Below are 8066 nucleotides of genomic sequence, written 5' to 3' on the forward strand. Positions count from 1 at the left end.
AAAAAGACAGCAGGACTGTCTTTTGGATGAAAGAAAATTTTATTTAAGAAGAGTGCCAAACCCTGCTTTGAGCTTGTGCAACTTTGGTGGGATGGCAAAGTTACAATAACCTTGAGTGGGATTTTTGGCAAAAAAGTTCTGATGATAATCTTCTGCCTGATAAAAAGTTGGGGCTTTTTCTACGCGTGTGACCACATTAATGCCGTCCGCTTTTAGTGTGGCGATTTTGTCATTGATGATGGGTAAATTCGCTTCATTGTCATAAAAAATCACAGATGCATACTGCGTGCCAATGTCATTGCCTTGACGGTTTAGGGTGGTGGGGTCGTGCGTGGCAAAGAAAATATCTAAAATACTTGATAAATCAATGACCTGCTCATCATAAACAACCTTGATAACTTCTACATGTTCCGTCTGTCCACTGCACACTGATTCATAGTCTGCCGTCTCTGCCTGTCCGCCTGCATAACCACTGGTCACAGAGATAACGCCTTTGACCGCCAAAAATACCGACTCGGTACACCAAAAACAACCGCCCCCTAGGATAATCTCTTGCATAATCACGCCTTTAATTTATGAAAAAACATATTAATAGTGGTAGAATAGCACATATTTTATAAAAATCCAACGACCCATGTCACATAGCGACCACACACCCAGTCCGACCATTAACCCAATCATTCATGCTGGTGCGGACACACTGTTTACCACACCCCTTGACAAACACGCCCGTTTTAGCTTTGATGAGCAGGTGGTGGCGTGCTTTCCTGACATGATACGCCGAAGTGTCCCCGGTTATGGGCAGGTGCTTGCCATGTTGCCGATTTTTGCCCGTCGTCATCTGGGACATCGCCAGCAAAAAAACGGTAAAAAAATCAGCCGTGTCTATGACCTAGGCACATCGCTTGGGGCGGTGCTGTTTGCATTAGCGGGTGAGTTTGGGGCGGATGAAGTGGAGCTTATCGGCATTGACAACTCGCACCCCATGACCGAGCGTGCCACTGCCTTGTTGGGCGAGCATTACCCCAATCATGACATCAGTATCATCTGCGATGACATCAATGAGATGACACTTCAAGAATGCGACATGATTGTGCTGAATTTGACTTTGCAATTTTTACCGCCTGCCAAACGAGCAGAACTTTTGCAAAAATGCCATGACGCATTGGCGGATGGGGGAATTTTGATATTGACCGAAAAAGTGCATTTGCTTGATGAGCAAAATGACGCATGGCAAGTTGAGCGGTACTATGACTTTAAGCGTGCCAATGGGTACAGCGAGCTTGAAATCAGTGGGAAGAGAAACGCCCTAGAAAATGTACTCATCACTGACAGCGAGTATCAGCACAGTGAGCGACTGACGGCGGTGGGTTTTGCCAGACAGATGACGTGGTTTCGCTTTTTAAATTTTATCTCCATCATTGCTTTTAAATAAAGTCTGTATTTTATTTTATCTTGCAAATCATTGATGGTTTTAAAACCCATTTGTAAGATAAATTGTAATTTGCTTTTAAGTATAAATTCATGATGACTTGTTAATTTAAGCAATCTGCCCAATTTTTAACTTTTACATTGATAACCGATGACTACCATTGCTGATTTTGAAAAAGATTTGTATCTGTTTTTATTAAACATTGCCAAAAATAACTCAATCGCCCATGAGTGGCTTGCTCATCTACCGACATGGCTTGGTGATGTCAAGGACAAATCTCGCTACGCTCACGCCCCTTATTATGCATCCGCCATCAATAAATTGCCAGACGTTCATCCTGTGGCGGTGAATCTGACCGATAAAGTCGCCATCACGTTGGGCGATGACTGGCAAATGGGCGAGTATAAAAAAACCACGGCACTGCTAAAAACACTCATGCCGTGGCGAAAAGGTCCTTTTTTTATCGGCTCGGATGACAAACTCATCCATATAGACACCGAATGGCGGTCGGATTGGAAGTGGCAGAGAGTTGCTCCGCATTTGGATTTGGCAGGCAAGCGAGTGCTGGATGTCGGTGGTGGTTCGGGCTATCATGGCTTTCGCATGCTTGGGGCGGGGGCGACGTCGGTGGTGGTCATTGACCCGTCGTGTTTGTTTTATCATCAGTTTATGGCAATCAAGCACTTTGTGGGGGCGTGCGACGTGCATTATGTGCCTGTGGGGCTAGAAGCATTGCCGTCTGGGGGGTGGTTTGATGTCGTGTTTAGCATGGGGGTGCTGTATCATCGCTCATCGCCCTTTGAGCATTTGGAGCAGTTAAAGGCTCAGTTACGTCACGGTGGCACGCTTGTTCTAGAAACGCTCGTCGTTGATGGCGATGAACATACTGCTTTGGTGCCGTTTGAGCGTTATGCGATGATGAATAACGTGTACTTTTTGCCGAGTGTGCCTGCTTTGACAAAATGGCTTGGCAAGGTGGGTTTTGTTGATGTGCGTTGTGTAGATATTGATGTAACCAGCACTGATGAACAGCGTGCAACCGAGTGGATGAATTATCAGTCATTGGCGGACTTTTTGGACAAAGATGACAAGACCAAGACCGCCGAAGGTTATCCTGCCCCCAAACGGGCGGTGATGATTGCCAAAAAGCCTTAATGTAATTCCATAAATTGATATATAGCGTAGGGACACGCTGAGCACGCCCTTTAATGGTGTTGTTTTAGGTATTGCCCTAAATAAACCACGTCTTTAACACAAACTCAATCACGATTTTTAGTAAAAAGCCGACAAACCCCGCTCCCAATGCCACAAAAATCCAAAACGTCCCTGCCTTGCCGGCATTGGTGCTTTTTGCCATGTCCCACATGATAAAAAACAAAAAAGCAATGAACGCAGGCAGTAGCCCATACAGTCCAATCTTGACAATCAATCCTTCGGAAATGGCAACAATCATAAGAACACCTGTGGATGAGTGGGTAAGAATAGTTTATTATAACATAACTTGATAAGATGGCGGTATGGCTTATTTACCCGTCAGCTGTCCTGCTATCCAACGTTTGACAGGCGGTAAATGGTTGCTTACTCGCAAGGTCAAGTCCCGCACCGCTTGCATGGGCGTGCTGTCATCGGTAAACATTTTTACCATCAAGTTGGTGCCGTGATATAGAGGGCGAGTGTGGGTTTGGTGGCGGACGTTGTACTTTTGTAGTAGGGCAGGGCTTGCGATGTCTTGCCCTTTGGCGTGAGCGTCTAGGATGAGCGTGGCTAGCGTGTTTGCCCCCATGATACCTAGGTTAAATCCATGAGCGGTCACAGGGTGCATACCTACCGCACTGTCACCCACTAATGCCGAGCGGGTAGAAATAAAGGTTTTGGCGTGTACGCCCATGAGTGGGTAGTGGTGTACCGTGCCTGCTAGGGTCAGTTTGCCCAAGCGGTCGTTCATCATACGCTGAACTTCTAAGGCAAGCTCATCGGCATTCATGGCAAGCAGGCTGTCGGCTTGGGTGTTGTCTAGTGTGATGACGCAGTTGGTCAGATGGTCGTGCAGGGGCAGTAGGGCGAGCGTTCTGCCGTACAAAAAGCACTCTTGGGCGGTTGCTCCATTGGATAAAGGGTGCGACACCCGAAAGACGATGACCGTCCGCCCAAAGTCGTTCATCTCGGCTCCGATACCGAGCTTTTTACGCACAAAGGATAGCCGACTGTCCGCCCCGATAAGCAGGTTGGCGGTCAAGGTGCGACCATCTGCTAAGATAACCTTTGCCCCTTGACTGTCGGTTTTGATGTCTTGGACAGACTGTTCGGTTAGGATTTGTACATTGGGCAAATCCTTGACTTCATCATAAAAGGCTTGTCTGATATTATGGTTGGAGATGAGATTGCCCAAGCGGTCAATGCTGGTGAGTAGGCTCAAATCTTTTGGCACTTTAAAGTGCAAGGCATAGTTAAAATCGCCATTATACACCTTAGCATCAGCGAGTTTATAAATCTCATCGTCGGGTATGCGTTGCCACGCCCCCAAGTTTAGCATAATTTCCCGAGAACGGTGAGTCAAGGCAATCTCACGCCCGTCATAAGCAGGGTTTGCGATGGTATCTAGGGGGGATTTTTCAATGATGGTAATGGTCAAATCCACGTCTTTAAAATGCCGTGCAAACGCAAGACCTGCCGGCCCTGCCCCGATGATGATGATGTCGCTGTGTGCTGTGTTCATGATAAGCCTTATGATGGTGTGGGCAGATTATTGGTGATTGGCAAGTTCGTTTTTTAGGGCGGTTTTTAGCCAACCTTTTAGGTCGTCAGAGACCTGTGCCATGTGTTCGCCCAAAAAGTCGTCAATTTGCTTGCTAAGCTTGTCCGTAATGCGTGCTTCTAGGGCGTCCAAATCCTTGGGGTGTAGCCGTTGTGTCGGGGTGGATGTCTCGGTAAATAGGGCTTGGGGCGTTTCTAGGTTGTGAATGATACGGGCAGGGATGGGCGTGTCATCTCGGTGGATAAAGAACAAATCTTCAACGGTCTGCCCAAAATCGGCATGGTTAAACTCAAATTCATGGGCAGGCGTGCTACCATGGAGCATGTCAATGATGTCATCAAGCTCTTGATGAAAGGCGTTTTTGATGGCGGTAGGCGTGGCATGCCAACGCTTGGTAAACTGGGGACTGGGCGAGAATGCGGTCATGATTATCCTTGTGGGGTTTATGCTATTGTAATGTAAATTGGCGGATTTTTAAAGGCAATACTACCAAAGAGTTGATGGTTAATTTTTGCCCTGCTGTTCAAAGGCGATAAAAGCTTGGCTTTTGTGGGTTTGCCAGTTGTCGCCATCTTTGATGATAAATAAAGCGATGATGTCGTTTTCATCGGCAAGTCTGACCGCATCATCTTGGGGTATGGCGGTCAGAGCGGTTGCCCAGCCGTCCGCCAGTGCGGTGGTGTCGGCGATGACGGTTACACTTGGCACGCCATTTTCCACAGGACCTGCGGTGTGGGGGTTTATGGTGTGGCTGTATGTTTTGCCGTCATAGTCAAGCGAGTTGCGGTAGTTGCCACTGGTTGCCATGCTTTGTCCTGACAGTAGCACGGTCGTCATGATTTCACGGTTGGCGGTGGTACTGCCCATGATAGGCTTGTCAATGGCAAGCGTCCACGGCAGTCCTTTGTCATTAACCCCGCCTGTGGCGATTTCTCCGCCAATCTCCACCATGTAGTTGGTGATGTTGTATTTGGATTTTAGAACATCCGCTATCGTATCCACACCATAACCCTTGGCAATTGCCGAAAAGTCAAGACCCACGCCGTCTTTTGTTTTGGATAATTCATTGCCGTTTAGTGTGATTTTATCAAGTCCGATGGTATCACGTACGGCTAGGATTTCGGCTTCGGTGGGCGGATTTTGTAGGCGTTCCACGCTCATTTTTGCCCCAAAGCCCCACAGCTCTACCAGTGGATAAACAGTTGGGTCAAAGCCGTGGTGCGACTTTTCATAGATAAGCCTGCTGTCGGATAACACTTTGATAAAATCAGGGTCTATCTGTATCGTCTGCCCTGCATTTAGGGCGTTGAATTTACTAATCGTGCTGTCGGCTTGATAAGTGGACATGCTGTCGTTTATCTCATCAAGGCGAGCGTCTATGCTTGCCTGTATCTCATTGGCGGTCACCCCTTTTGGTAATTCAAAGGCGATGTGGTAGCTTGTTCCCATGGTTTGCCCGTCCATTTTTTGGTAAGTGGTGGACGGTGGGGTGGGGGTGCAAGCGGATAAAGCGAGGATGAATAATGAGATAAGATATTGATGTTTCATGATTTTTACATATTCTTAATCTACACATAGTAGAAATTGGTGGTGTCGTTAGACGGCTAAAATTATAACATAATACATCATAAAATGATATCTTTGTCATATTACATATTCTTATAAAAAATATTGACAAGACAAATCGCCTTTTATAAAATACAGCTGTACCAAAATAGTACCCAGCCACCACCAAACGGAGATTTTTTATGTTATTTCAAGACTTTACTCATTTATACCCCCTATCAAAAACCGTGCGTTTTGAATTAAAGCCCATTGGTAAGACATTAGAGCATATCCATGCCAAAGACTTTTTGAGCCAAGATGAGACCATGGCGGACATGTACCAAAAGGTAAAGGCGATACTGGACGATTATCATCGTGATTTTATCGCTGATATGATGAGTGGGGTTGTATTGACCAAATTGGCGGAGTTTTATGAGGTTTATTTGGCATTACGAAAAACCCCCAAAGATGATTCATTACAAAAACAGCTAACCGAGATACAAACCGCTTTACGAAAAGAGATAGTCAAGCCGATAGGCAGTGGTGGCAAATACAAGGCTGGCTATGACCGCTTGTTTGGGGCAAAGCTCTTTAAAGACGGCAAAGAGCTTGGTGATTTGGCAAAATTTGTCATCACCCAAGAAGGCGAATCATCGCCAAAACTTGCTCACATTGCTCATTTTGAGAAGTTTAGTACTTACTTTACGGGCTTTCATGATAACCGCAAAAACATGTACAGCGATGAGGACAAGCACACCGCCATTGCTTATCGTCTGATACATGAAAACTTGCCACGTTTTATCGACAATCTACAAATACTGGCAACCATCAAACAAAAGCACTCGGCGTTATATGACCAGATTGTAAATGAGCTAAATGCCAACGGTTTGGATGTGTCGCTGGCAAGTCATCTGGACGGCTATCACAAGCTTTTAACCCAAGAGGGTATCACGGCTTATAATACCCTGCTTGGCGGTATCAGTGGCGAGGCAGGTTCTCGCAAGATACAAGGTATTAATGAGCTTATCAATATTCATCACAACCAACATTGCCAAAAATCCGAACGTATCGCCAAATTACGCCCCCTACACAAACAAATCCTAAGCGACGGCATGGGCGTGTCATTTTTGCCAAGCAAATTTGCCGATGATAGCGAGGTGTGTCAAGCGGTCAATGAATTTTACCGCCATTATGCCCATGTTTTTGCCAAGGTGCAAAGCTTGTTTGATAGGTTTGATGACTATCGAAAGGACGGCATTTATGTTGAACATAAAAACCTAAATGAGCTATCCAAGCAGGCATTTGGTGATTTTGCTTTGTTGGGTCGGGTGTTGGACGACTATTATGTGGATGTGGTGAACCCAGAGTTTAATGAGAGATTTGCCAAAGCCAAAACCGACAATGCCAAAGAAAAACTGACAAAAGAAAAAGACAAATTCATCAAAGGCGTGCATTCCTTGGCAAGTCTTGAACAGGCGATAGAGCATTATATTGCTGGGCATGATGATGAGTCTGTGCAGGCGGGCAAGCTTGGGCAGTATTTCAAACATGGCTTGGCGGGGGTGGACAATCCAATCCAAAAAATACACAACAGCCACAGCACCATTAAGGGGTTTTTGGAGCGTGAACGCCCAGCAGGCGAGCGAACATTGCCCAAAATCAAATCAGACAAAAGTCCTGAAATGACACAATTAAGACAACTAAAAGAGCTACTAGACAACGCCCTAAATGTGGTGCATTTTGCTAAGTTATTAACGACCAAAACCACGCTAGATAACCAAGACGGCAATTTTTATGGTGAGTTTGGGGCATTATATGATGAGCTTGCCAAGATTGCCACGCTTTATAACAAAGTGCGTGATTATCTGTCCCAAAAGCCATTTAGCACCGAAAAATACAAATTAAACTTTGGCAACCCGACATTATTAAACGGTTGGGATTTGAATAAAGAAAAAGATAATTTTGGGGTTATCTTGCAAAAAGACGGTTGTTATTATTTGGCATTATTGGATAAAGCTCATAAAAAAGTATTTGATGATGCTCCAAATGTAGGTAAAAGCGTTTATCAAAAAATGGTTTATAAATTATTGCCCGGCCCTAATAAAATGCTACCCAAAGTGTTTTTTGCCAAGAGTAATTTGGATTATTATAATCCTTCTGCAGAGCTACTGGATAAATATGCACAAGGCACGCACAAAAAAGGCGATAATTTTAATCTAAAAGATTGTCATGCGTTGATTGATTTTTTTAAGGCGAGTATTAACAAACATCCAGAATGGCAACATTTTGGTTTTGAATTTTCGCCAACCAGTAGCTATCAGGATTTAAGCGATT

Annotated in this window: 8 protein-coding genes; 3 read left to right on the top strand and 5 right to left on the bottom strand. The window is 45.2% G+C overall.

The annotated features are described in order from the left end of the window. Window positions 1–39: 39 nt before the first annotated feature. Window positions 40–558 carry a peptide-methionine (S)-S-oxide reductase MsrA gene (gene msrA / locus IM753_RS12355; protein ID WP_194109413.1) on the bottom strand — a complete coding sequence of 173 codons (519 nt, stop codon included), beginning with the start codon at window positions 556–558 and terminating at the stop codon, window positions 40–42. Window positions 559–634: 76 nt separating this feature from the next. On the opposite strand from msrA, the gene cmoA reads away from it, so the two are divergent. Then, window positions 635–1435 (top strand): carboxy-S-adenosyl-L-methionine synthase CmoA, encoded by an 801-nt coding sequence (cmoA, locus tag IM753_RS12360; RefSeq protein WP_065256567.1) that lies wholly within the window; start codon window positions 635–637, stop codon window positions 1433–1435. Between the two features lie 147 nt (window positions 1436–1582). Then, a complete protein-coding gene (gene cmoB / locus IM753_RS12365; protein WP_065256568.1) occupies window positions 1583–2587 on the top strand; it encodes a tRNA 5-methoxyuridine(34)/uridine 5-oxyacetic acid(34) synthase CmoB in 1005 nt (334 codons plus the stop codon). A gap of 76 nt (window positions 2588–2663) precedes the next feature. Here cmoB and IM753_RS12370 read toward each other — a convergent pair whose 3' ends face one another. The 4 genes from IM753_RS12370 to IM753_RS12385 all read right to left on the bottom strand — a co-directional run bounded on the left by IM753_RS12370 (window position 2664) and on the right by IM753_RS12385 (window position 5735). Then, complete coding sequence (locus IM753_RS12370) at window positions 2664–2885, bottom strand: DUF2788 domain-containing protein (RefSeq protein WP_062501070.1); 222 nt, start codon at window positions 2883–2885, stop codon at window positions 2664–2666. 69 nt (window positions 2886–2954) lie between these two features. Beyond that, window positions 2955–4148, bottom strand: a complete 1194-nt coding sequence (ubiM, locus tag IM753_RS12375) for a 5-demethoxyubiquinol-8 5-hydroxylase UbiM (protein ID WP_065256569.1) — start codon at window positions 4146–4148, stop codon at window positions 2955–2957. Between the two features lie 27 nt (window positions 4149–4175). Beyond that, window positions 4176–4613 (bottom strand): hypothetical protein, encoded by a 438-nt coding sequence (locus tag IM753_RS12380; RefSeq protein ID WP_065256570.1) that lies wholly within the window; start codon window positions 4611–4613, stop codon window positions 4176–4178. A gap of 78 nt (window positions 4614–4691) precedes the next feature. Next, complete coding sequence (locus tag IM753_RS12385; protein WP_194109414.1) at window positions 4692–5735, bottom strand: FAD:protein FMN transferase; 1044 nt, start codon at window positions 5733–5735, stop codon at window positions 4692–4694. Between the two features lie 200 nt (window positions 5736–5935). Here IM753_RS12385 and cas12a point away from each other — a divergent pair. Next, window positions 5936–8066 (top strand): type V CRISPR-associated protein Cas12a/Cpf1 (cas12a, locus tag IM753_RS12390; RefSeq protein WP_194109415.1); only part of this gene is annotated, 2131 nt, incomplete at its 3' end.

It is taken from the genome of Moraxella sp. K127, assembly GCF_015223095.1.
Taxonomy (GTDB): Bacteria; Pseudomonadota; Gammaproteobacteria; order Pseudomonadales; family Moraxellaceae; genus Moraxella.